Origin of the sequence: Acinetobacter ihumii, assembly GCF_900625095.1 — a bacterium.
Taxonomy (GTDB): Bacteria; Pseudomonadota; Gammaproteobacteria; order Pseudomonadales; family Moraxellaceae; genus Acinetobacter; species Acinetobacter ihumii.
In genome coordinates this window covers 1,905,649-1,930,760 of record NZ_LR130760.1, presented here as the reverse complement: position 1 = coordinate 1,930,760, position 25,112 = coordinate 1,905,649, and the positions used below count along the sequence as shown (strand labels likewise).

Here is a 25,112-nt window from a genome sequence, read left to right as displayed (position 1 = left end):
TTTTGTTACATGCCAGAAGCTAATGCCATGTAATTAGACCGTTCTACCTATCTTTTTAGGCATGTTTATAGGGTATGTGTATGCAGTGATGACAATACACTGTAAAAAAACAGCATTGTCGAGTTGAGTTGAATCGAACTTTTTAGTTGCTATTTCATATATTACATCACTCAAATTAAGGATTTTTATATCTTTAGAATAATTTATATCTATATGAATTTAATCATTTTTTAAAAAAATAAGGATATTTAATTTATTTTAAGATCGAGCACATATTTATAAAAAAGATAGGAGGTAAAAAGTTGGCATAGCATTTGCTAAACCTATAGCGATGCAATTTAAAACACATATCCGTCGGAGTGATCCGATTATGGGGGAGATCAGAATGAAAAAATTTGCATGTAAAGTATTGGCTTTGAGTGTTATGGCTGTAGGTTCAACTGCTGCAATGGCTGCTGAAAGCACCGCATTATCAGATATGGGATTAAGCTTTTCTGGAAGCGCAGCTCTAACTTCAGATTATCGTTTCCGTGGTATGACTCAAACTCAGTCAGATCCAGCAGTACAAGGTAGTTTTTTATTGTCTCATAAATCAGGTGTTTATGTCGGAGTCTTCGCTTCAAATGTAAATTTTGGTTATGATGATCCGCACCTAGAGCTTGATCCTTCTATTGGTTTTACTACACCACTTAATATTTCTACTTTAAAGCCAGTTCTTGATGTAGGTGTAGTTGAATATAACTATCCAAGTGCAACAGATGATTTTAACTGGACAGAATTCTACGCAAAACTAACATTTGCAGATGTGTTGGTGCCAGGTGGTAGCCTATTAACCAATGTCAACTATACCGATGACTGGGCAGCAATCGGTGGTAGTAGCTGGAACTTTACTTTAGGTTATTCAGCTCCAATTGCAGATACAGGTTTTGGTGCAGTAGGTAGCGTAGGTTATACCACTATGGATAAATCAGTTCTTCCTGATGGCGACGACAACTACTTTGATTGGAAAGTGGGCGTAAACTATGCGGTCAAATCTATTCCAGGTTTAACTGCTGAGCTTGCGGCAGTGGGTACTAATGTGGATACAGACGGTTTGAGTGGCGCAACAGAGCGTGGTCTTGAAACTGGTGCAGTGTTTACGTTGACCAAAACTTTCTAAGTTTTATTTGTTCCAAAAAGCCGCTTTTAAAGCGGCTTTTTTGTTTTAAATCGTTTGACGATACGACAATGCTTCAGATAAATGTATGGTTTGTATATCAATACTTTGAGATAAATCTGCAATGGTTCGCGCCACACGTAACACACGATGATACGCTCGAGCAGATAAATTCATTCGCTGTTGAGCCAGCTCCATCATTTTTTGCGCAGCATGGTCCAAAATAGCATGTTGTTCTAGTTCCTGTGGAGACAGCGCAAAATTGGCCTTATCTTGACGATTAATTTGAGCTTGATAAGCTTGAATCACACGCGCTCGTACGGTTGCCGAATTTTCGACTGGTGAAGTGCTTTGTAACTCATTGACTTGTAAAGGAGGCACATCAATATGCAAGTCAATACGATCCAATAATGGACCTGAGATTCGATTTTGATAACGCTGAATTGATTCGGCTGAACATTGACAACGATTATCCTGATTAAATGCATAACCACATGGACATGGATTCATGGCGGCAATCAGTTGAAAATTGGCAGGAAAGGTAATTTGCCGAGAAGCACGAGAAATCACGATTTCTTTAGATTCAAGCGGTTGTCTTAAAACCTCTAACACTTTTCGGTCAAACTCAGGCAACTCATCCAAAAATAACACCCCCAAATGTGCTAAGGTGATTTCACCTGGTTTGGGGTGCGAACCTCCCCCGACCAAAGCAATCGCTGAAGCAGTATGATGTGGTGCCCTGAAGGGACGTAGACCAAAGTGATGCTGATTATTGGCAATCGAATAGATACTGGCGACTTCCAGATTTTCCTGATTAGACAGCGGCGGTAAAATACTAGGCAAACGTGAGGCCAATAAAGTTTTACCTGTACCAGGTGGGCCTTTAAATAATAAAGAATGTCCGCCAGCGGCTGCAATTTCCAATGCACGACGAGGGCGTAATTGACCTTTTACATCTGCCAAATCATATTTATAACGTTGATTTAAATCAGAGGGTTGAGTCACATGTTGCGCAATCAGTTGATTTCCTAAAAAATGTTCACAGACTTGTTTGAGATGCGTTGCGGCATATAAGGGAAATGCAGCAAGCTGTTCAACTTGTTGAAGATTATCCTGGGGAATAAACAACTGATGTTCATCTTGTTGACAAGCCATAGCAATAGTTAAAGCACTGCTCACCTGACGTAAATGTCCATCTAGTGCCAATTCACCGATAAATTCAAATCCATCTGTACAGCCTTCTGGCAGTTGACCTGAAGCAATTAAAATTCCCAGTGCAATAGCCAAATCCAGACGTGAACCATCTTTGGGTAAATCTGCTGGAGCCAGATTAATCGTTAAACGTTTAGTAGGAAACTGAAAGCCACTATTAATGATGGCTGAACGCACCCGATCCTTACTTTCTCGCACTGCTGCTTCAGCCAAACCTACAATCGTCAGAGAGGGTAATCCCTGACTTAAATGAACTTCCACTTCAATGAGTGGAGCATGAAGCCCTAACACCCCTCGGGTTAAAATTTTTGCAAAAGACATGTGGTACTGTTCCATTTTGGTGCTTTATTATTCATCGTTCTCAATTATTGTTGCGCTAAATTGGTGCTTAATTTTTGTTCTGAATTTTACTTTCCAATATTTGCATCTGTTGCTGTAATTGAGTCATACGTTGATGGGCTTGTTGTAATGCCAAATGTTGACGTTCAATTTCCTGCTTGGACACTAGATCCAGTTTCTCTACAGCCTCATTCAATAAAGCTCTTAGGTTGTGTTCAATGTCTTTTTTGGGTTGATCGATTTGTTCCAGAATGGCTTGTAATAAAGTTTCAATCATGAGTTGTCCATATAAATCATATTATTCTCAGGCAGTTTATCATTGCTCTGGATTTGCCCCTAGTACTGTGTGAATAATCAACATATTTTTATGGATGATGGCGTTAAACACCGCAGAAAAATGTTTAATTTTAAGAGGGATGCTACATCTTGCGCAGTAAATAGGTTATAAAGACAAAATCAGCTTTAACATTTCTTTTCCCCCAACTTAAGAAATATTGGCATGAAAATTGAACATAAAACCTTACTGGTGAAATAAGCCGAAGGAAAACAAACATGAAGCTCGTAACTGCTATTGTAAAACCATTCAAATTAGACGATGTGCGTGAGGCACTTTCTGAAATTGGTGTTCAGGGGATTACTGTCACTGAAGTGAAAGGTTTTGGTCGTCAAAAGGGACATACTGAACTGTATCGTGGTGCTGAATATGTCGTTGATTTTCTTCCAAAAGTTAAAATTGAAATTGCGATCAGCGACGAAATGGTTGACGCGGTAATTGAGTCCATTACTCGCGTTGCGAGTACAGGTAAAATTGGTGACGGAAAAATCTTTGTGACAAATCTGGAACAAGTGATCCGTATTCGTACTGGCGAAACTGGTCCAGACGCTGTTTAAGTGTTGGCACAAAGTTTGCTGAATACGGCATAACTCACAAAATTTTAGGTTGGGGGATACAAATGAAAAAAATGCTTTTAGCACTCGGTTTAACCGGTGCGCTTTTGGGCGGGTCGGCTGCGTGGGCTGAGGAAGCTGCATCGACACCTGTACCAACAGAACAAACAACCACTGTTGTGACAACAGAAGCTCCAGAGACTACGGCTGTTGTTGCCACTGAACCAGCACCTGCTGAGGCTGCTGCAACACCAACACTTGATACAGGCGATACCGCTTGGATTCTGGTTTCAACCGCGCTGGTTTTACTTATGACCATTCCGGGCTTGGCATTATTTTACGGCGGTATGGTTCGTAAGAAAAATGTGTTAAGCACCATGATGTTCAGTCTTTCAGCTGCAATTCTTGTGAGCTTGATCTGGGTGATTGCAGGTTATTCACTGGCGTTCTCAGGTACTGGGGCTTACTTTGGCGATTTGTCTAAAGCCATGTTAAATGGTGTGGCATTCGATGCCTTGAGTGGTACGATTCCAGAAACCCTTTTTGTTATTTTCCAAATGACTTTCGCGATTATCACCGTTGCCATTATTAGCGGTTCAATCGCAGATCGTATGAAATACTCAGCATTCATGTTGTTTATTGCGGTTTGGGTTCTCGTGGTGTATACCCCAATTACTCACTGGGTATGGGCAGCGGATGGCTGGTTATTCAAGGCAGGTGCACTTGACTTTGCTGGTGGTACAGTCGTTCATATTAACTCGGGTGTTGCAGGTTTAGTGGCTGCTTATATGTTGGGTAAACGTATTGGTTTGGGTAAAGAATCAATGGCGCCGCACAACTTGACACTGACTGTAATTGGCGCAAGCTTGATCTGGGTGGGTTGGTTTGGTTTTAACGGTGGTAGTGCTCTAGGTGCTGGTGCACGTGCGAGTATGGCTATTTTAGTCACTCAAGTTGCTGCTGCTGCTGCTGCATTCTCTTGGTTAATTGTTGAGCGTGTGGTTCGTGGTAAAGCTTCTGTACTTGGCGGTGCGTCTGGTGCGGTTGCGGGTCTAGTGGTCATTACACCTGCTGCTGGTTTTGTTGGCGTAGGCGGTGCTCTTATTATGGGGCTTATCGGTGGTGTGGTTTGCTTCTGGGGGATTACTGCATTGAAACGTATGTTGAAAGCGGATGATGCGCTGGATGCATTCGGTCTACATGCTGTGGGTGGTATTGTCGGTGCGATTTTAACTGGCGTATTCTACAGCGATGAAATTATTAAAGCAGCCAATGTTGCCCTTGCACCAACATTTGCAGGTCAATTGTGGGTACAACTTGAAGGTGTACTTGCTACCATCGTATATAGTGGTGTTATGACCTTTATTATCCTTAAAGTCATTGATTTGATTATCGGAATCCGTGTTTCACAAGATGATGAACGTATGGGTCTTGATTTAAGTCAGCATGGTGAACGTATCGAATAATTAAAATCATAATAAGAAAAGCAGCCCCAGAGGCTGCTTTTTTAATGGTGAGGATGATGTATCGCGATTTAATTCAGTCTTCGAGCATTATTTGCTACACTAGCTCGGTATGAATTCATTTTGAGCTGCTATGCATTGTCCATTCTGCAACGCCGCAGACAGTAAAGTCATCGATTCGCGTCTTGCTGCTGAAGGCTGTCAAATCCGTCGTCGTCGTGAATGTCTAAATTGTGGTGAACGGTTTACTACTTTTGAAAGTTATGAAGTGGTCATGCCACGTGTGATTAAATCAAATGGTAAAAATGAACCGTTTGATGAAGCCAAACTGCGCCGTTCGTTGATGCATGCTTTACAAAAACGTCCAGTGACGCAGGAACAAATTGAAAGTGTGCTCAGTGATATTCAACTTCAAATCAGACGTTTGGGTGAACGTGACGTGAAATCACGGATGATCGGTGAAATTGTTATGCAAGCCTTATTCGCACTCGATCATGTGGCCTATGTACGTTTTGCTTCGGTCTATCAAGATTTTCAGGATGTCGAAGCTTTCCGACGTCAAATTGAACAAATGCAGCAGCGTGAACAAGAACATTAAGCTATGACCCATTTAGATCCGTCTCAAGATCATTACTGGATGGCGCAAGCCTTGGCACAAGCCAAAACAGCATTGTTTCGTACCCGTCCAAATCCTGCCGTGGGTTGTGTCATTGTCAAAAATGATCAAATTATTGGTCGTGGCGCGACAGCACCTGTAGGCGGTTCACATGCAGAAGTATTTGCACTGCGTGAAGCGGGTGAGCGAGCAGAAGGGGCGACTGCCTATGTGACCCTGGAACCTTGTGCCCATTATGGACGAACCCCACCCTGTGCTGAGGCTTTGGTTGCTGCTAAAGTGGCGCGCGTGGTGATTGCAACGCTTGATCCAAATCCGCTCGTTGCAGGGAAAGGACAAAAGATTTTAAATAATGCGGGGATTACCACGCAGGTGGGTGTACTGGAGCAGGATGCGATCGAACTTAATCGCGGATTTTTGAAAGTGATGGCGGGTGGTTTGCCCTACGTTCGACTCAAGATGGCGTCGAGCTTGGATGGTCGTACTGCTATGGCCTCAGGCGAATCAAAATGGATTACAGGCGTCGATGCCCGATTGGATGTGCAATATTGGCGTGCGCGTTCAGCAGCCGTTGTAACAGGAATCGAGACGGTACTGGCCGATGACTGTCAACTCAATGTCCGCTTTTTGCCAGATCTGGATGATATTGAACAGATTGTTCAACCCAAACGAATTATATTGGACCGTCAGGGGCGTTTACCCTTGAGTGCGGCCATCTTGAACTCGCCAGAAACTGTCATGGTCATGGGGCCGTTTCGTCAGGAACTTTCGGATTTGGGTGTGCTACAATTATCCATTCAACCCTTGCCAGATTTACTGGCAACCCTTGCCAAAGAGCATCATTTATATGATGTGATGATTGAGGCAGGTGCGACCTTATCCACTGCATTTTTGCAGGAAAAACTGGTGGATGAAATCGTGAGCTATATCGCGCCAACTTTTTTAGGGCAATCTGCACGGAGTATGTTCGCAGCAGATTTTCAGAAAATGTCGGAGCAACTTCGATTTAAGCTGTTTGATGTGACTCAAATTGGTCAGGACATTCGCTTAAGACTTATCCCGATTCAAGAGACACTATGAATTCAGAGGCTTCGGTTTATCACAAGCGTCGTCATGCGGCGCGTACTACAGATGAATATTTGTTTCATCAGCTTGTGCCGTATTTGGGCAACAAACGACGCTTATTGCATCTGATTTTAGAAGCACTGGAAATTACAGGCACACTCAACAGTAAGAAGAAAAATCCGCCGATTTTTGCCGATTTTTTTGCAGGCAGTGGTGTGGTGTCACGTTTGGCCCGCCAAAATGGTTATCGGGTGATTGCCAATGATTGGGAACCTTATAGCCATGCTTTGAATCATGCTGTTTTGGCCTGTGTGGATGCGCCTGCATTTAAAGAATTAGGTGGTTATCAAAAAGCCATTGATGATTTGAATCGGTTGCCAGAAGTCAAAGGCTGGGTGACGCATAATCTGTGCCCGCGCAATGATGATGTTTATGATCCAAGTCGTGATCGGTTGTTCTTTAAACGCCGTAATGGCATGCGCATTGATGCGATTCGTCAGCAAATTGCCACATGGCAAGCGCAGGGCGCAATTAATGATGTTGAGATGAGTGCCTTACTGGCCCCCTTACTGTATTCCGCCAGCTTTGTCAGCAACACCAGTGGAGTATTTAAAAGTTTCCATCAGGGTTGGGGCGGCAAAACCCAGACCGCACTGGAACGTATTGAATCTTTACTCTGGCTGACGCCTAGTCGCTTTTGTGAAATTGGCGATAGCAAACGACCTGCGGCTGAAATGTGGTGTGTTGATGCACAACATCTTGCCAATCAAATGAGTGGTTTTGAGGTGGATGTGGCTTATCTGGATCCTCCATATAATCAACATGCGTATAGCAGTAATTATCATGTGTTAAATGCACTCACGCTATGGGATCAGGTCGACTTACCACCGCCAGATACCAAAGGTTATAAAAGTGGAATTGACCGTGCTTGGCGTAAAGAACGACCAAGTCAGTACAATTCTTCCAGGCATGCCAAAGATGCTTATGAAAAATTATTGGCAACGATTAATGCCCGTTACATTCTGACCAGTTATTCCACTGACGGTAATATTGATCCAAAAGATTTACTTACTGCCAATTTGAAACGCGGCAAAGTGACCCTATTAACACAGGATGTACCACGATATCGTGTCAGCAAGCAGCGTCAGTCTGAACGGGCAAGAGTGCTTGAGTTTATTGTCATTACAGATACGCATGCCAAATCTGGACCGCCATTACGGCAGCTTTTGGGTCAACTGTATCACTTTGCAGAATTGGGTGGCGTAGATACCTCTGGACCAAGTACTCAGCTTGCGTTGTGGTAGTTCATCGGCAGTACCTCATATAAAAATTTGGAGCAGTATATGTTTACAGGCATTATTGAAAGTTTGGGTAAAGTAGAAAGCCTGCAAAATGTCGGTGGTGATGTGCGTTTACGCATCCAGACCGATCTGGATATGTCTGATGTGCATTTAGGAGATTCGATTGCCACCAACGGAATCTGCTTAACAGTGATTGAATGGGGGAGTAACTGGTATGCTGCCGATGTATCCCGTGAAAGCCTGAACCGTACGACACTGGGACAATGGCGAGTCGGACAGCCAGTGAATGTTGAAAAGGCAATGCTGCCGACCACACGTTTTGGCGGACATATTGTGAGTGGTCATGTCGATGCGGTAGGTGAAATTACCTTGGTACGTGAAGATGCGCGCTCAATTTACTATGAAGTGACTGCTCCTGCTGAAATTTCTAAATATCTGGCAGAAAAAGGATCCATCACGGTCGATGGCATCAGTCTGACCATTAACCATTTGCGCGGCAACATTTTAAGCCTGAATCTTATTCCTCACACGGCTGAACGTACCAATATTTCTACATGGAAAACTGGCTCAAAAGTGAATCTGGAAGTGGATGTGTTGGCACGTTATATCGAACGGTTATTACTTGGGGATAAAGCCGCAGATCAAGGTCAATCTTCAGATATCAGCATGGCGTTTCTAGCTGAAAATGGCTTTTTAAAATAAATAAGCTGCATAAAAAAATACCCAGTCTTTGAACTAGGTATTTTTAGCTCTACGAGATGAGAAGGCACTATCGCGTCAATTTGAATTTTTCAAAATATATTCTATTTCTTCTTGTGCGGCGGTATAGAGCTTGGCTCTAAAAACAGTGATAGCCTGCTCAATCAGACCATCTGCTTCGAGCTCCAGTCTTAAACGTAAACTTTCTAAGTCAGATTGAATATGTTCATCGGACACTTGAGGGGAGTGCGAATGCTCTATCCCACCTTGCTCAGGATTTTGATGATAACGCGCTGTATGACTTTCAATTTCTTGCTGAATCGAACTTTGTAACGCGATTAACTCATGTGTTTGTTGTTGAAATTGTTGTACTTCATCTGCCTGTAGCGAAGCAGCGTACTGCGCTTGTTGCTGACGTTTTTCTGCCAGAGACTGCTCTAAAGCAAGTTGTTTACGAATACGTGCCTGCTCTATCAGCTCTGCTTTTAAATCAGCATAGGCTTGATCAATTTTCTCAAAAGAAGCTTGTTGGGCGTTCTGATCCTGCGTCGTCCATGTTTCAATTGCCGTTTGTGGCAACAGCAAATCACAAATACGGGCAAGATCATCCTGATAAGTTTGACGCACAGCTTCAGGTGCAGTTAACCAGCGTTTTTTAAAATCCTGACCGACATTGAGTGCCACTCGCCATCTCCTTAGATATTCATTGATCTTTACAGTTTAAAGGTACGGGGTTCAATCCCTAAGCGGCGATAAAATTTAAACTTTTCTCGCCCAAGTTGTTTGGCTGCTTCATTATTTTCAACAATCTCAATAATGTGACTAAACTGCTGAGTTTGTTCAAGTGCCTGATTGTTAAAATTAAACACAAACCAGTCAGATTGATGCGGCAATTGTGCCGAAATACAAACAGGTGCATTGAATTGGTCGATGCCATGGGCAATGAAACTTTGTGGATCAAAACACCATAAAGCATCATCCAGTTCACGCTGCTGTGCTATATCTGGACAATACCACCAGATTTTAGGCTGCTTTTTCAACAGCTTTCGTGACAGACGGCAAGCACTCTCGACTTGCCGTTCCTGACTGGCTTCAAATAAATAAAAGCTAATATTAGCCATTACGCGCTGCACGATTTGCTAAAAATTGAACCAACAAAGGCACAGGTCGACCTGTTGCACCTTTATTCGTACCTGATAACCATGCAGTTCCAGCCACATCTAAATGTGCCCAACGATAATCGCGGGTGAAGCGTTGCAGGAAGCAGGCTGCGGTAATCGCACCGCCATAAGGACCACCAATGTTGGCGATATCGGCAAATGGTGAGTCTAAAAGTTCTTGATAGTCATCACTGACGGGCATACGCCACACTCGGTCTAAAGACTGCTCACCAGCTTGTAACAGCTCAGTTGCCAATTCATCATCAGGTGAGAATAGACCACTCAAGACTTTACCAAGTGCGACCACGCAAGCACCAGTTAAGGTGGCAATATCAATCACCAAAGCAGGGTTAAAGCGTTGAATATAGGTCAGGGTATCGCAAAGCACCAAACGACCTTCAGCATCGGTATTTAAAATTTCTACAGTTTGACCGCTCATGGTGGTGACAATATCACCCGGACGTGTGGCTTGAGCAGAAGGCATATTCTCTGCCGCAGCAATCGCTCCCACCATATGGATAGGTAATCGTGCTTCGCACAAAGTACGAATGGTACCCAATACCGAAGCCGCACCACACATATCGAATTTCATTTCGTCCATGGTTTGCGCAGGTTTAATTGAAATACCGCCTGTGTCAAAAGTCACACCTTTACCGACCAGCACGACAGGTGCTTGATCCAGTTGCGCTTGATACTCCAAGGTGACAATTCGCCCCGGACGTGCTGAACCTTTGCTCACGGCTAAAAAGGCGTTCATGCCTAAGTCTGCCATTTGCTGTTCATCTAAGACCGTCACTTTCAGCAAGTCAGGAAATTCAGCGGCAAGAGCTTTGGCTTGGTCAGCAAGATATTCAGGAAAACACACATTGCCCGGACGATTTCCCAGATCACGTGCCAGATTTTGTCCTGATTGCAAGGCTTCAATCAGCTTGAGTTGAGTTTCAGTCAGGCTATGCTGAGGCGTAATCAAGTGAATGCTGTCTAAAACGAAGTCATTCTTTTTAGATTTAAATTCGTCAAAAGCATAGGCAGCCTGAGATAAGCTTAATGCAAAAAGATAATGCAATTCTGCTGGCAACGCTGAAATATCGATATGAATTTGTTTAAATTTGGTTTGTGTGGTTTTAATAATGGTCTGCGCCAGTTTCGCCATTTTGGTGGCCTTAAGTTCAGTAATCTCTCCTAAACCGAGTAGACTTAAATGACTAATATGGGCTAAATTTCCGATAAGAGGTAGGCTCTCATTCAATCCAGCTTTATAATGGGCTTGTTTGAAAATTGACGCTAATGTCTTGATTTGATATGTGTTTGCAATGCTTTCAAGATGTGTATTGGCGAATAGAATACACAAGTATTCTGGAGATAGATTTTGTGGCAATGCGGAATTAAGGGTAAATTTCATATGCGGTCTGAATGCCTATTTAAATATGTTTATTGATGAAGACCATTGAAACACTTTCCTGATATCAGTTTCAATCGGCAAGTGTAGGATAGGTTTTATATTTTTGACATTCGGGTAAACTATCGTTCATTACGTTTGCCCTTTTTTGGAAGAATTTACTTTGATTATTCGGCGTTATCTCGTCAAACAAGTGGTGTCAACCAGTCTGGTGGTGGTCAGTATTTTGACCCTGATTGTACTGGGTGCAAGACTGATCAAATATTTCGGTGTCGCAGCACAAGGGCGTCTGGATGTCAGCGTTTTGTTTAGCATTATTGGCTATCGACTTCCCGAATTTTTGATTTTGTTATTACCTCTGAGTTTCTTCATTGGTTTGATGCTGGTGTTTGGTCGTTTATATGTCGAACATGAAATGGCGGTACTCAACAGCAGTGGGGTGAGTAAGCATAAACTGGCGCGCTTATTACTACCTATGACCATCGTGTTTGTAGTGGTTGAAATGACGCTGATGATGTGGATTTCTCCATGGGGCTTACGTCAGTTTAATCAATTGTCTTCCACACAGGCCTTACGTACTGGTTTTGATTTGGTCCGCCCCAAAGAATTTATTTCGTCGGGACCTTATACCATTTATGCTGGATCGTTATCGGAAGATCGTAAAAATCTAAAAGATATTTTTGTCTATATTAAATCGGATAAAGCCGGTAAGCCTGATCAGTTGGTGGTGGCGAAGGAAGCGACTCGGGTGGAAATGGCGGATCAGAGCGCAAGTGTGGTTGATCTGACTCAGGGTCGACGTTATGAAATTTATCCTAATACGGCTAAATATGCACAGGCGGAGTTTCAAACTTGGCGTTTTCGTATCGAAAATAACAAAGAAGCCAATTATGACACCACTGATGTTTCGGCTTTGCAAATGTCCAAACTTTGGGAAAATCGTGATGATCCTGTGATTGCCAGCCAATTGGGTTGGCGAATTTTTGCGCCGTTTTGTATGTTTGTGGCTTTGGCGCTGGCAGTGGCGTTATCTGAAGTGACTCCACGTCAAGGACGTTATCTCAAGCTCTTTCCCGCGCTGATGATTTTCGCCAGTATGATTGTATTAATGATTGCTGCGCAAACCCGAATTAGTCGCGGAGAATTTGGCATTTGGGTCTATCCAGCCATCTTAATCACCTATTTTGTTGCGGCATTACTCTTTGCGCGTAAACAAAGTCTTGCTCCAAAAATCAAGCGTAAGATTAGACAAGTGAGATCATCATAATGTTAGTCCAGAAGATATTAGCCAGATATGTGACCAAGACGACCACCTTGATGATGTTGGGAACCCTGCTGGTATTGGTGTTTCTGTTTATTTTATTTTCCTATATTGGTGAATTGGGGTCACTCAAAGACGGTTATGGCGCATGGGACGCCTTTGTATACGTGATGTGGGATTCACCGCATAATATTATCAAGCTGATTCCGATTGCTGCTTTGATTGGCGCGGTGTTGGGTCTGGGCTCAATGGCCTCCAACAGTGAATTGATTGTCATGCGTGGCTCGGGTGTGAGTTTATGGCGAATTGTTGGTTGGGTAATGCGTCCTGCATTTTTGTTGGTGATTTTGTCCTTCTGTATTAGTGAATGGGTCATTCCTTATACCACTGAACAAGCCAAAGGCATTAAAAACCAAAGTAGTGTCGCAGCATTAGGCGAAGTTCGTGGCTATTGGACCAAAGAAGGTAATCATTTTTATTATATTGATTATGCCAATTCCAAAGGCAATCTGAACGGTATTCAGGTGGCTTCTTTTGATGATGACTATCGTTTAAATTCGGTGGTAAAAGCCCAACAAGGACAGTTTGTTCGAGATGGGGAATGGATTTTAAAAAATAATCAGCAATTGAATATTTTAGCGAATGGTGATGCAAGCTTTAAAAATGTGCCCACCCAAGATTTATCTTTAGCTTTACAGCCAAAGTTTGTGCATATGGTGACTTTAGACCCTGAAGAGTTGGCACCGAGTGAGTTGGTGAATTTCATGAAATATATGCATGAATATAGCCAGATTCCTAAAACTTATCAGCTCGCATTCTGGAAAAAAGTAGGTTCGCCGTTTTCATTGATTGCACTGACCCTAATTGCTTGTTCTTTTATTTTTGGACCGTTGCGTCAGCAATCAATGGGCTTTCGTTTGGTCATTGCCTTATTTGTCGGTTTGAGTATTTTCTATTTACAGGACTTTTTAGGCTATGCCAGTCTGGTATATTCGCCATCCCCTGCGTGGTTTATTTTTATTCCTATTTTAATGATGTTCGCGGCTGGCAGTTATTTGCTGTATCGGGCGCGTTAAGGTTGAAACGTAGTTGAATAGCGAATATTCATGTTCGCCAAATGCGAAAAGTAATCATCTACGCATAGAGTCTTGACGCAAAATTCGGTAAGATAGTGCGACGAAATTGTAGACAAAAAAGAGTATTAATCATGACGGATGCAACTGCTGGCAAAATCCCTCACGTTCTTGTGATTATGGATGGAGTGGGTCATCGTGAAGCGGTCAAAGACAATGCTTTCTTAGCAGCAAAAACCCCGAATTTAACCATGATGAAACAAAAGCATCCGCATGGTCTAATCTCTGGCTCTGGTGAAGATGTTGGTTTGCCAGATGGTCAAATGGGAAATTCTGAAGTTGGGCACATGAATCTGGGTGCAGGTCGTGTGTTGTATCAGGATTTCACGCGCATTACCAAAGAAATCCGTGATGGTGATTTTTTTGAACATGAAGTTTTGATCGATGCCGTTGAAAAAGCCAAAGCGGCTGGTGGCGCAGTTCATATTATGGGGCTGTTGTCCGAAGGTGGTGTGCATTCGCATCAGGATCATATTATTGCCATGTGTGAATTGGCACTCAAACGTGGTGCGCAAGTCTATTTACATGCTTTTTTAGATGGTCGTGATACGCCGCCAAAAAGTGCTCAACCATCTTTAGAAAAGCTGGATCAAGTCTTTGCCCAATATCCAAATCAGGGGCGTATTGCGAGCATGATTGGTCGTTATTTTGCTATGGATCGTGATAATCGTTGGGATCGTGTCGAACAAGCCTATCGTTTGCTCACTGAAGGTGAAGCCGTTCGTGTCGTGAATAGTGCTCGAGAGGGGCTTGAACAAGCCTATGCCGCAGGTGAAAGTGACGAGTTCGTCAAGGCAACCCGAATTGGTGAGTCTGCTAACATACAAGATGGCGACAGTGTGGTCTTTATGAACTTCCGTGCAGACCGTGCGCGTGAATTGACCCGTGCCTTTGTTGAACAGAACTTTACCGGGTTTGAGCGTAAAGTTGTGCCAAGTTTATCTAAATTTGTCATGCTGACACGTTATCAAGCCACCATTGATGCGCCTGTGGCATATATGCCAGAAGCATTGAATAACTCGATTGGGCAATATTTGTCTGATTTGGGCAAGACGCAGTTACGTATTGCCGAAACTGAAAAGTATGCACACGTGACTTTCTTCTTTAGTGGTGGACGTGAAGATGAATATCCGGGGGAAAAACGTATCCTGATTCCATCTCCAGATGTGGCCACCTATGATTTAAAACCAGAAATGAGTGCCTATGAAGTCACCGATGAATTAGTGAATGCCATTAACTCAGGTGAATATGACTTATTGGTGGTGAATTATGCTAATGGTGATATGGTTGGACATACCGGGGTATTTGATGCTGCGGTAAAAGCAGTTGAAGCCGTAGATACTTGTTTAGGTCGTGTTTATGATGCTGTCATTGCAAATAAAGGGCATATGCTGATTACAGCTGATCATGGTAATGTAGAACAGATGCAGGATTACGAAAGTGGTCAAGTACATACTCAACATACCACTGAAGCCGTACCATTTATCTATGTCGGGCCGACTCAAGCAGAGATTGCTCAAGGTGGTATTTTGGCTGATGTTGCCCCGACTTTATTGCATTTAATGCAGATTCCAGTACCTGCTGAAATGCAGGGACGTAATTTATTAACCTTGAGTTCTTCTTAAAAAGGTCTTCTAATTAAACGGTGATTGAATGACGCAACACATAAAATTCAGTGCAATCTTTGCAGGCATTTTGATGTGTTGCAGTGGTTTTTCTACTGTGGCTGCACCTATTGAAAAGGGGACAGCACTCGATTTTGATGAAGACACCGATCAACATTATGTTGAAGTGCCCGTCGATGCGATTCAGCAATTTGTACAGATTTATGGCATTGTCAAAGATAATTATGTCGATGTTAAACCCGATGACGTGCTGTTTCAGCAAGCCATCAAAGGTTTGGTCAGTGGTTTGGATCGCTATTCGCGTTACTTATCTCCCGAAGATTACAAACAACTACTTCAATATACCGAAGGTGATTTAGCATCGGTTGATTTTGCCTTGGGTTTCGATACACATACTCGGCAATGGCAAATTCGTGATTTAAAGGATGGATCGGATTCCTACAAATTAGGCTTAAGAAATGGTCAAAGTGTTGTAAAAATTGATGAGCAAAATATTCAAAGCCTGAATCATGATCAAGTGCATGGCTTGCTGTATGGGGCGATTGGTTCAACCCTACAATTACAAACGTCATTAATGACCACTGCACAGACATTGGTTCGTAACAAAAAAATAGAAGCTGATATTCAACCCGTTTTACTGCATAATCAGGTTCTGGTTTTAAAAGTAAAAGTTTTTCAACAAGATACAGCAAATGAAATTAAGCGATTTTTAGAAGAATATGATGTTACACGTTTAAAAGCAGTTTTCCTTGATTTGCGTAATAATCCGGGAGGTCTACTGTCAGCTGCGGTTGAAACGGCTGATTTATTTTTAAATCAGGGCATTATTGTTTCAACCAAAAGCCGTTCCGAAGGTAATCAACAATTTCAGGCACTGCCTAGCAGTGAATTTCAAAAAGTAAAATTGGGGGTGTTAATTAACCATCGCTCTGCGTCGGCTGCTGAAGTATTTACCGCAGCGATGAAAGAACATCAACGTGCTTGGGTGGTCGGTGAAAAAAGTTATGGTAAGGGCGTGGTTCAAAAGCTGTTTCCATTGCCAGATGGCGCGGCTCTACAGATGACCGTGTCTCACTATTACACCCCGAATGGTTCCATGATTGAAGGTAAAGGCATTCAGCCTGATATGCTGTATCCTTTACCCAATGAAATGCGCGATGAAACTTATCTGGATAATGTCGCTGAGATGTTACTCAAACAAAAATAAGGGCTCAATTAGATCAACTTTCAATTTCTTCGGTATCCAGTCCAAACTTTTTCAGACGATAGCGTAACGATCGAAAAGTCATGCCTAGTTTTTTCGCGGCTAAGGTACGATTCCAGTGCGTAATATTCAGCGCATTTAACAAAATTTCTTTTTCCACTTTCTCCAGATATTGCTCTAAACCTTCTCGCGGTAATTTGGTCGGGCTAGGGCTTGTAATGGGCTCTAACTGTTCAAGTTTAGAAACATAATGAGAAGAAGACGCTGGGGAAGTGGGTTCTGTGATGTGGGTCTGTTGGGTATAGCGAAATGGTGCTGTTTGTAGATGAGGCAAATCGATAGATTGATCATCACTTAAGGTAATGGCACGTTCCATCATGTTGCGTAATTCACGCACATTGCCCGGAAAATACTGTTCCAACAAGAAGGCTTGCGCACGTTCTGACAATACTTTGACTGGAATTTCCCATTCTTCACACACTTTTTGAATAAAATGTTTGGCCAGTAATAGAATATCTTGACCGCGTTCACGCAGGGGCGGCAGCTCAAGATCCATGACGTGGATACGGAAAAATAAATCCTGACGAAATTTACCTTGTTTGACTAAGCCTTCTAAATCCTGATGACTGGCACTAATCACACGAAAATCGACATCAATTTCATGTTCAGAGCCGACTGGCCGGACTTTCTTTTCCTGAACGGCACGTAACAGTTTGACTTGCATATTGAGCGGTAATTCAGCAATTTCATCCAAAAATAAGCTGCCGCCATGTGCAGATAAAATGAGCCCCTGTTTATCTTGTGTGGCACCACTAAAACTACCTTTCTTATGCCCAAACAGTTCACTTTCCAAAAGTTCACTTGGAATGGCACCACAGTTGATGGCAATAAAAGGACCTTCACAACGATTACTTAAACGATGAACCAGCGTTGCGACCACTTCCTTCCCTGTACCAGACTCTCCTGTAATAAACACAGGTGCCTGTGAGCGGGCAATTTTTTTAAGTGTGGTACGTAAATGTTGAATGGGTTCAGAGCGACCAATCAGTAATTTATTTTCTAAACGCTCTTCGTCATCATGGTCAGGCTTAATCGGCTTGTTTAGTGCTTTTTGCAGAAGTTGCTCTAAATGCAATTGATTAACAGGCTTACTGACAAAATCAAAAGCACCCGCTTTGAGTGCTGCGATTGCGATATCCATATTGCCATAAGCCGTTAATACAGCGATGGGTAAAGCATTAAAATGCTGCGACACATACTGTACCAAATCTAGACCGTGACCATCAGGTAAATTAAGATCGGTCAAACAGGCATCATAGGTATTTTTTTGCAGTAACTGTTTAGCCTGTTCAATACGATAAGCACAATGTGTGGCAATGCCCATACGCGCCAATGTCATTTGCATTAATGCGCATAGATCTTCTTCATCGTCAACCAATAATACCAGCGGTTGTTTATTCACCGTAACCCCATGAAAATTTGTTCATTTATCCTTTATTGAGCATTCAATTCTAAAGCATGCTCCTTTTTCTTGTTCCACATAACTGAGTTTGGCATGGTTGGCTTCACAGAGACTATGGGACAAATATAATCCTAAACCAGTTCCCTTGATTTCGGTACTAAAAAATGGTTTGAATAGTTGCGAAATATCACGTTTTTCTACACCATTGCCGTAATCGATCACGTCAATCCATACTTTGGGGTGAGTCAGTTGTACTTTAATCAGCACAGGTTCAGCACTTGCTGAATTGTGACGCACCGCGTTACGAATCAGATTAATCAAGACCTGATTCAACTGTTTCGGATCAAACTGAATCGAGATATTTTCAGATAATTGCAATTGAATCAGATGTTGTATATCGGCTAAATCTTCTGTGATTAAATGTGGCAGAAAGCTATTCAGTTCAATCCGTATGGGGTGTGTGCTGTCATTACGTGCCATACGTAAAGTATCTTCAATAATGTCATTAATGCGCTGGGATTGTTTACGAATCATGTTTTGTAACAACAATTGCTGTTCAGCATGACTGCCCAGATATAATTCATTCGCCTGTACAATTGCGGCCAAAGGATTTCGGATTTCATGGGCAATACTGGCAGATAATTGTCCCAATGCCGCCAGTTTTAGCTTTTGTACTTGTTGATTCAATTGCTGTACATCTTGTAAGCGGAGTAGAATCAATGCTTGCTGTGCAATGGTCAGATGCTGCACTTTAATGTGCATATGGTATGCTGACAATTGTGACTCAAACGTAAATTGCTCACCATCATCCAGTGGGTCAAAACGTAATAATTCAAAAAGATCAGGTTGTACTTTGGCTAGAGGAAGTTGTTCCTGAGCAAATAAAGTGGGAATGCCCAGCAGCATACGCGCAGCAGGATTACTGAGCACCACATGGTAGTCTTGATCGAGCACCAGATAGCCATCTTCCATTTGTTCTAAAATATAACGATTGATATTTTGAAGTTGAGTAAGTGCCACAGATTGGCGAAAGGTAATATTTTCTAATAGTCTAAAGCGTTGTACCGCAATCCGTCCGATGCCGTACATCACAAAAAATAAAAAAGCCAGTAAAGCGCTGTTACCAATATTGTTTAAATCATTGTAATCAAAAAGGCTGCCAACAAATTGCTGATAAACCACGGCAATGACTGCAATCAGGGTAATCATCAATGAGGTTTTTCGATTCAGTAAAATCGATGCTGAAAATACCGCAATCAGGTACAGCAAACTTAGATTTAAATTAGACGTCCCGAGTGAAAAGGTGAGAAGACTGAGTGCGATCAAATCGACCACAAATAGACCAATCAGTTGCTGATGAATAAACTTTGGAAAAAATTTAAAAACAATAAATTGCAGGCTACACACCGTACAATAGCCAATCAGCGTATAAAAATATAAATGAGGCTGGCTAAAATCAACCGATAATTTTTCATAAACCAGCTGAAAAATAATCAGTAAACCCGTGACAATGACCAGACGATAAAGCGTGTACCAAAGACCTAAACGATAAATTGTATAGGACAATGGCTTGGAATGATGCGCCGGCATTGTCGGGTTCTCAGTTGAAAGTTTTAAGGCTTGATCAGACCGTAACGAATCGCCAGATGCGTAAGTTTGACATCACTATCAATATCCAGCTTCTCAAAGATACGATAGCGATAAGTGTTGACGGTTTTGACACTGACAAACAGCTTATCGGCGATTTCTTGTGCGCTAATACAATTCACCACCATCATGGCAACTTGCATTTCACGTTCTGACAATGCATCAAACGGTGATTGCTGGGTATCGGATAAATATGAACTGGCCAATTGTTCTGCAATATCGGCACTGAAATACTTACCGCCTTGCATGACTTTATTGATGGCACGAACCATCTCGGTAATCGGTGCACCTTTGGTAATATAACCCTTTGCTCCAGCTTTCAGTAATAACGACGGATAAGGCTCTTCAGCCAGTCCACTGACAGCGATAACTTTGGTTTCAGGTGCACTTTGTAATAAACGCCGTGTGGTTTCAACGCCACCAATACCCGGCATATTCACATCTAATAGCACCACTTGCGGATGTTGTTGACGTACAATCGCAATGGCTTCTTCGCCAGATTCTGCTTGTCCAATAACCTCGACATCAGTTTGATCTTCAAGCATACGACAGATCCCTGTACGCACTAATTCATGATCATCAACCACTAAAACTGTGATCACCCTGACCTCCTTGGATAAAAAAGATGTTTTTTTGTTACATAAAGCAAAATTTACTTGCATTGTAATGACAAAATTAGCAATTCTATTCACATAAATTTGAGAGAATCGTTGTACACAATGCTGTGGACATTATCTATATGCCGTTAGCACAAATGTAAGGCATAATGTAGCTAAGAAGCAAATTTGTGTATACCCTGAGTTGAGTAATTGATCGTGAAAAATTCTAAAAAATCGTTCATGCATGTTTTGAGCATGTCTGTTCTTGTGGCATTCAGCTCGGCTAGCTTTGCAGAGATCGTGGTGAATCCTCCTGCGGGCAGTAATTCTGCATCGTTAAATTGGTCAGCAGATGAAGCCAGTCAGCTATTAAATGCAGATCGACAGACAGCTGAGATCAGTCCGCAAGGATCAACCAGTGTCACAACCACAGTACGTAGTACCGTGACGACTACACCCTCGTCTACTTTAAATGCGTCGATATCGGCCACGCCAAAAGTCGTCATTCGTGATACTTCTGGCTTTGGTTCACAGCCTTCTGTGAACGCACGTGCGGCGTTGGTGATGGATGCGCAGACGGGTGAGGTACTGTATAGCAAAAATACCAACACTGCGTTCCCAATCGCGTCTTTGACTAAATTGATGACAGCTGTGGTGACATCAGACGCGCGTTTGGACATGTCAGAAGAAATTACTTTGCAGCAAATTGATTTTGCCGGGGCAGGGGGCAAAAACTCCAGCTCGACATTACGTGCGGGCGATACCATGAACCGTGCTGAAGCATTGTTATTTGCATTAATGAAGTCTGAAAATCCTGCGGCGGCGGCATTGGCACGAACCTATCCCGGAGGTCGTAGTGCTTTTATCGCTGCGATGAATGCCAAAGCACGTCAATTAGGCATGACGTCCACACGTTATGTTGAATCTACAGGACTTGATCCACACAATGTTTCATCTGCACGTGATCTTGGAATTTTAGCCAGTGCTGCATCGCAGTATGGTTTGATTCGTCAGTTTTCAACGACACCAAGCTATGACTTTAATTTGGGCTACCGTGTCCTAAAATCAAATAATACCAATGCCTTGGTTCGTAACGGTGGCTGGAATATTAATTTGTCTAAAACCGGATATATCAATGAAGCAGGGCGTTGTGTAGTGATGCACACCACTGTGAACTCACGTCCAGCAGTGGTGGTGTTATTGGGGGCTTCAAGTTCGCAGGCACGTACCAATGATGCGACCAACTTATTAACGTGGTTATCTCAGCAGCCTAAACGCATTTAAAATATGTTGAACAATGGTCATATATCGCATTCGATTGATGACCACAGTTTCAAATCATGTTTCTATAAAAAACCAGTTGCAAGCAACTGGTTTTTTTAGCTCAGATCTAAATTTACATATTAGACAAAATAGAATCTTTCACTTGAGTCATAGTGGCATCAATCGAGAGCATCACAGCATCTGCACATTGTTTGATGGCTGTATCTGGATCTTTTAAGCCATTGCCTGTCACTGTACAAACAATCACAGAACCTTCGGCAATTTTACCCGCTTTAATGTCACGAATTGCACCGCCAATCGATGCCGCAGAAGCAGGTTCTACAAACACGCCTTCATACATCGACAGTAAGCGCTGTGCTTCTAAAATTTCAGCATCAGCTAATTCATCAAACCAGCCTTTAGAATCACGTACCACTGCTTTGGCATGGTTCCAGCTTTGTGGGTTCCCAATACGAATCGCTGTTGCAACGGTTTCAGGTTGTTCAACTGGCGCACCACGTAAGAATGGCGCAGCACCAGAGGCCTGATATCCCACCATGGTTGGTAAATCTTCTGGTTTAGGGCCTGTGAATTGATCGGTTGCAGCATCATAGATGACTTGTTCAAATTGATCCGCAGGCTGATTGGCAACCGCTTCGGTATAACCCATCCAGTGTGCAGTGATGTTTCCTGCATTTCCCACTGGCAAGCAGTGATAATCTGGCGCACGACCCAATGCTTCTACGATTTCGTACGCAATGGTCTTTTGACCTTGTAAACGATATGGGTTAATCGAGTTGACAATCGTCACAGGAGCTTGATCTGCGACTTCTTTAACCAGACGCATACCATCGTCAAAGTTACCACGGATTTGCATGGTGATTGCACCATACATCATGGCTTGTGCCATTTTACCCATTGCAATTTTGCCTTCTGGAATTAAGACAAAGGCTTTAATACCGGCACGCGCGGCATACGCCGCTGCTGCCGCAGAAGTATTCCCTGTAGACGCACAGATAATCGCTTTAGAGCCTTCTTCAACCGCCTTGGTCACTGCCATGGTCATACCACGGTCTTTAAATGAACCAGTTGGGTTTAAACCTTCATATTTCACATAGATTTCAACATCTTTGCCAATCAGACGTGGAATATTCTCAAGTTTAATCAGTGGAGTATTTCCTTCTCCTAAAGAAATAGCACGCGTCGTTGCTGAAACTGGCAAACGGTCACGATAACGATCAACAAGACCGGTATAACGATTGGCATTAGACATGAAATGATGTTCCAAGTGTGAGGTAGAGCTGGCGAGAGGGGAGCAACCCTCTCCACCTGATTAACTATCCAGCGATTCTAAACGAATTCGCACGATTTCGCCACGAATTGCAGGCAAAGCCTGAATTTTTGCAATCGCGTCATCCATTTTAGATTCAAGCACTGGATCGGTTAAAATAACGATCGGGATTAAATCTTTTAAACGAGATTGTTGCATGATGGCATCGATACTGATGCCCGCACGGCTGAGAATAGTCGTAATATCTGCAAGTACACCAGTCTGGTCTTCGGCATCGACCCGTAGATAGTACCCAGTGGTCATTTCTTCGCGTTTTAAAATTGGCAAGTCTGTCAACGCTTCGAACGCCAACTGAGGAATGGTTCCTGCACCGTCTTCGGTATAAGAAATATCGCGTACAATATCTACGATATCCGCAACAACCGCAGAAGCTGTAGGCCCTGCACCTGCGCCTGCGCCATAATATAACGTTGGACCAACTGCATGCGCTTGTACGAGCACTGCATTTTTGACTCCATTGACATTGGCAATCAATTGTTCTTCTGGAATCAGGGTTGGATGCACCCGTAGTTCAATACCATGTTCAGCACGGCGGGCAATCCCGAGATGTTTAATACGGAAGCCAAGATCTTCTGCATATTTGACATCCTGAGCGGTAATCTTGCTAATGCCTTCGGTATACACTTTGTCGAATTGTAAAGGGATACCAAATGCACATGAAGCTAAAATCGTGAGTTTATGTGCCGCGTCAATTCCTTCAACGTCAAAGGTTGGATCGGCTTCGGCATAACCCAGCTCTTGCGCTTCAGTCAGCACATCTGAAAAAGCACGACCTTTATCCCGCATTTCAGTCAGGATGAAGTTACCTGTACCATTAATAATACCCGCTAACCATTCAATACGATTGGCAGCCAAACCTTCACGAATCACTTTAATAATGGGAATACCACCAGCCACCGCGGCTTCATAAGCGATTTGTACTGCATTGTCTTCAGCAGCTTTAAAAAGTTCATTGCCATGTTCTGCAAGTAAGGCTTTGTTGGCAGTGACCACTTGTTTGCCATGCTGAATGGCTTCCATGATGACTTCATAAGCAGGATGGATGCCACCCATGACTTCAACCACCACATCAACATCGGGCTGACGTACGATGTCCATCAAGTCTGCACTTTGCTGAATGCCTTCAAGCTCAAGATCTGGACGGGGACGACGAGTACCCACATGGGTAATTTGAATTTCACGACCGGTGCGACGTTTAATTTCAGCAGCGTTTTCTTGTAATAGTTTAAGGGCTCCACCACCAACGGTTCCAAGACCGAGTATTGCCAGACGAACTGGTTTCACGTCACACTCCATACATGCGTTAAAAAATAAACATGGCTAAATCATAGCTAAAAAAAGCGTCAGACTCTAGGGCGAAGTGTGCTTTATCTTCACCCTATGTCAAATTTTTATAAATTATGGTAATGATTGTGAATATTTATTTTTCCAGTCGTTTCACTAACTCATCAGGGGTGAGATATCCACCCAAATATTGACCTTCACTGTTGTAAATTGCAGGTGTGCCATTCACCCCAATATTGAGACCCAGTTGGTATTGATCACGTACAGGATTTTTACATTGAGCTGCTTGCACAGGCAGACCTTGAACCGATTGGGCAAATGCCGATTTACGGTCTTCGCTACACCAGATTGCTTCCATGGTTGGCATAAATTGCTCACCACGTGGCCATGCGATATAACGAACTTCAATGCCCTTGCTGTTGATTTCACTGATATGTTCATGCAGCTTGTGGCAATACGGACAACTTGAATCGGTAAACACGTAAATCACATGCTTGGCTTTACCATTGCTGGCTGGATAGACAATTAAATCTTCGGTTTTTAGGGTGGCAAACAGCTTTTTATTTTCCGAAGATTGCAAAGCATCTCCAACATTGGTGAGTTCTTTGTCCCCTAAGCGGATGACTTCACCCTGAATAATATATTTACCGTCACTGGTGGCATAGACAGAACTCATTCCTTCCAGATTGACCCAATATAAGTTAGGCACTTCAGTTGGTTTAATATCAATCACTTTGGCATTAATATTGGCCTTTTGAAACTGCTGTTGCAATGTCTTAGCAAGACGTTGCTGGGCATTACGTTCCGTCAGATTTGAGGCTTCTCCTGTCGCAGGTGCGCTGGCAGTTAAGGTATCTTGTTTTTGTGCTTGATTTTCTTTAGAACAGGCAGTAACAGCAAGGCTTGATGCGATAGCACAAGCTAAAAAAAGGCGGGATCGGGTAAATAACATAGACAACCCTTATATCAAAATTCTATGTGGAAA

General features: G+C 42.8%; 23 protein-coding genes. 12 read left to right on the top strand and 11 right to left on the bottom strand.

Annotated features, from left to right (window positions below; translation table 11 throughout):
• Positions 1-385 precede the first annotated feature (385 nt).
• Positions 386-1,159, top strand: coding sequence for a TorF family putative porin (locus E0D95_RS09140; protein WP_130803567.1), 774 nt, complete (start codon positions 386-388; stop codon positions 1,157-1,159).
• Positions 1,160-1,204: 45 nt separating this feature from the next.
• Here E0D95_RS09140 and E0D95_RS09135 read toward each other — a convergent pair whose 3' ends face one another.
• Positions 1,205-2,689: a YifB family Mg chelatase-like AAA ATPase gene (locus E0D95_RS09135; RefSeq protein ID WP_130803566.1), complete on the bottom strand. Its 1,485-nt coding sequence runs from the start codon at positions 2,687-2,689 to the stop codon at positions 1,205-1,207.
• 67 nt (positions 2,690-2,756) lie between these two features.
• Positions 2,757-2,984, bottom strand: a complete 228-nt coding sequence (locus E0D95_RS09130; protein ID WP_130803565.1) for an accessory factor UbiK family protein — start codon at positions 2,982-2,984, stop codon at positions 2,757-2,759.
• 275 nt (positions 2,985-3,259) lie between these two features.
• Between E0D95_RS09130 and glnK the strand changes: the two genes are divergently transcribed.
• The 6 genes from glnK to E0D95_RS09100 all read left to right on the top strand — a co-directional run bounded on the left by glnK (position 3,260) and on the right by E0D95_RS09100 (position 8,742).
• Positions 3,260-3,598: a P-II family nitrogen regulator gene (gene glnK, locus E0D95_RS09125; RefSeq protein ID WP_004656379.1), complete on the top strand. Its 339-nt coding sequence runs from the start codon at positions 3,260-3,262 to the stop codon at positions 3,596-3,598.
• Between the two features lie 62 nt (positions 3,599-3,660).
• Entirely contained in the window at positions 3,661-5,061 is a 1,401-nt protein-coding gene (locus tag E0D95_RS09120) for an ammonium transporter (protein ID WP_130803564.1), read from the top strand.
• Between the two features lie 130 nt (positions 5,062-5,191).
• Positions 5,192-5,656: a transcriptional regulator NrdR gene (nrdR, locus tag E0D95_RS09115; protein WP_130803563.1), complete on the top strand. Its 465-nt coding sequence runs from the start codon at positions 5,192-5,194 to the stop codon at positions 5,654-5,656.
• Between the two features lie 3 nt (positions 5,657-5,659).
• Positions 5,660-6,754: a bifunctional diaminohydroxyphosphoribosylaminopyrimidine deaminase/5-amino-6-(5-phosphoribosylamino)uracil reductase RibD gene (gene ribD, locus E0D95_RS09110; protein WP_130803562.1), complete on the top strand. Its 1,095-nt coding sequence runs from the start codon at positions 5,660-5,662 to the stop codon at positions 6,752-6,754.
• Positions 6,751-8,043 (top strand): DNA adenine methylase, encoded by a 1,293-nt coding sequence (locus E0D95_RS09105; protein WP_130803561.1) that lies wholly within the window; start codon positions 6,751-6,753, stop codon positions 8,041-8,043. Before ribD ends, E0D95_RS09105 begins: the two co-directional genes overlap by 4 nt.
• Before the next feature lie 39 nt (positions 8,044-8,082).
• Positions 8,083-8,742: a riboflavin synthase gene (locus E0D95_RS09100; protein WP_130803560.1), complete on the top strand. Its 660-nt coding sequence runs from the start codon at positions 8,083-8,085 to the stop codon at positions 8,740-8,742.
• Positions 8,743-8,817: 75 nt separating this feature from the next.
• Here E0D95_RS09100 and blhA read toward each other — a convergent pair whose 3' ends face one another.
• Genes blhA through E0D95_RS09085 form a run of 3 tightly spaced genes read right to left on the bottom strand, consistent with a single transcriptional unit; the run spans position 8,818 to position 11,301 of the window.
• On the bottom strand, positions 8,818-9,423 hold the full coding sequence (gene blhA / locus E0D95_RS09095; RefSeq protein ID WP_130803559.1) for a cell division protein BlhA: 606 nt from the start codon (positions 9,421-9,423) through the stop codon (positions 8,818-8,820).
• A 29-nt stretch (positions 9,424-9,452) separates the two neighbouring features.
• Positions 9,453-9,860, bottom strand: a complete 408-nt coding sequence (locus E0D95_RS09090) for a DNA polymerase III subunit chi (RefSeq protein ID WP_130803558.1) — start codon at positions 9,858-9,860, stop codon at positions 9,453-9,455.
• Positions 9,853-11,301 (bottom strand): leucyl aminopeptidase, encoded by a 1,449-nt coding sequence (locus tag E0D95_RS09085; RefSeq protein WP_130803557.1) that lies wholly within the window; start codon positions 11,299-11,301, stop codon positions 9,853-9,855. Before E0D95_RS09085 ends, E0D95_RS09090 begins: the two co-directional genes overlap by 8 nt.
• 160 nt (positions 11,302-11,461) lie before the next feature.
• On the opposite strand from E0D95_RS09085, the gene lptF reads away from it, so the two are divergent.
• The 4 genes from lptF (at position 11,462) to E0D95_RS09065 (ending at position 16,524) form a co-directional block, all read left to right on the top strand.
• Entirely contained in the window at positions 11,462-12,565 is a 1,104-nt protein-coding gene (gene lptF, locus E0D95_RS09080; protein ID WP_130803556.1) for an LPS export ABC transporter permease LptF, read from the top strand.
• Positions 12,565-13,635 carry an LPS export ABC transporter permease LptG gene (gene lptG, locus E0D95_RS09075; RefSeq protein WP_130803555.1) on the top strand — a complete coding sequence of 357 codons (1,071 nt, stop codon included), beginning with the start codon at positions 12,565-12,567 and terminating at the stop codon, positions 13,633-13,635. Before lptF ends, lptG begins: the two co-directional genes overlap by 1 nt.
• 131 nt (positions 13,636-13,766) lie before the next feature.
• A complete protein-coding gene (gpmI, locus tag E0D95_RS09070) occupies positions 13,767-15,317 on the top strand; it encodes a 2,3-bisphosphoglycerate-independent phosphoglycerate mutase (protein ID WP_130803554.1) in 1,551 nt (516 codons plus the stop codon).
• Positions 15,318-15,345: 28 nt separating this feature from the next.
• The gene (locus E0D95_RS09065) at positions 15,346-16,524 is read left to right on the top strand and encodes a S41 family peptidase (RefSeq protein WP_130803553.1); all 1,179 of its coding nucleotides are present in this window, start codon (positions 15,346-15,348) and stop codon (positions 16,522-16,524) included.
• Between the two features lie 13 nt (positions 16,525-16,537).
• Here the strand turns inward: E0D95_RS09065 and E0D95_RS09060 are convergent, their stop codons facing one another.
• The 3 genes from E0D95_RS09060 to gacA all read right to left on the bottom strand — a co-directional run bounded on the left by E0D95_RS09060 (position 16,538) and on the right by gacA (position 20,232).
• A complete protein-coding gene (locus E0D95_RS09060; RefSeq protein ID WP_250645237.1) occupies positions 16,538-17,926 on the bottom strand; it encodes a sigma-54-dependent transcriptional regulator in 1,389 nt (462 codons plus the stop codon).
• Positions 17,927-18,004: 78 nt separating this feature from the next.
• Complete coding sequence (locus tag E0D95_RS09055; protein ID WP_130803551.1) at positions 18,005-19,573, bottom strand: sensor histidine kinase; 1,569 nt, start codon at positions 19,571-19,573, stop codon at positions 18,005-18,007.
• Positions 19,574-19,596: 23 nt separating this feature from the next.
• A complete protein-coding gene (gene gacA, locus E0D95_RS09050) occupies positions 19,597-20,232 on the bottom strand; it encodes a response regulator transcription factor GacA (RefSeq protein WP_130803550.1) in 636 nt (211 codons plus the stop codon).
• A 213-nt stretch (positions 20,233-20,445) separates the two neighbouring features.
• On the opposite strand from gacA, the gene pbpG reads away from it, so the two are divergent.
• The gene (pbpG, locus tag E0D95_RS09045; RefSeq protein WP_130803549.1) at positions 20,446-21,513 is read left to right on the top strand and encodes a D-alanyl-D-alanine endopeptidase PBP7/8; all 1,068 of its coding nucleotides are present in this window, start codon (positions 20,446-20,448) and stop codon (positions 21,511-21,513) included.
• 112 nt (positions 21,514-21,625) lie between these two features.
• On the opposite strand, the gene thrC is transcribed toward pbpG, so the two are convergent.
• From thrC to E0D95_RS09030, 3 genes are all read right to left on the bottom strand, one after another.
• The gene (gene thrC / locus E0D95_RS09040; protein WP_130803548.1) at positions 21,626-22,765 is read right to left on the bottom strand and encodes a threonine synthase; all 1,140 of its coding nucleotides are present in this window, start codon (positions 22,763-22,765) and stop codon (positions 21,626-21,628) included.
• Positions 22,766-22,825: 60 nt separating this feature from the next.
• Entirely contained in the window at positions 22,826-24,127 is a 1,302-nt protein-coding gene (locus E0D95_RS09035) for a homoserine dehydrogenase (protein ID WP_130803547.1), read from the bottom strand.
• A 136-nt stretch (positions 24,128-24,263) separates the two neighbouring features.
• On the bottom strand, positions 24,264-25,079 hold the full coding sequence (locus tag E0D95_RS09030; RefSeq protein WP_130803546.1) for a DsbC family protein: 816 nt from the start codon (positions 25,077-25,079) through the stop codon (positions 24,264-24,266).
• Between the last annotated feature and the right edge of the window lie 33 nt (positions 25,080-25,112).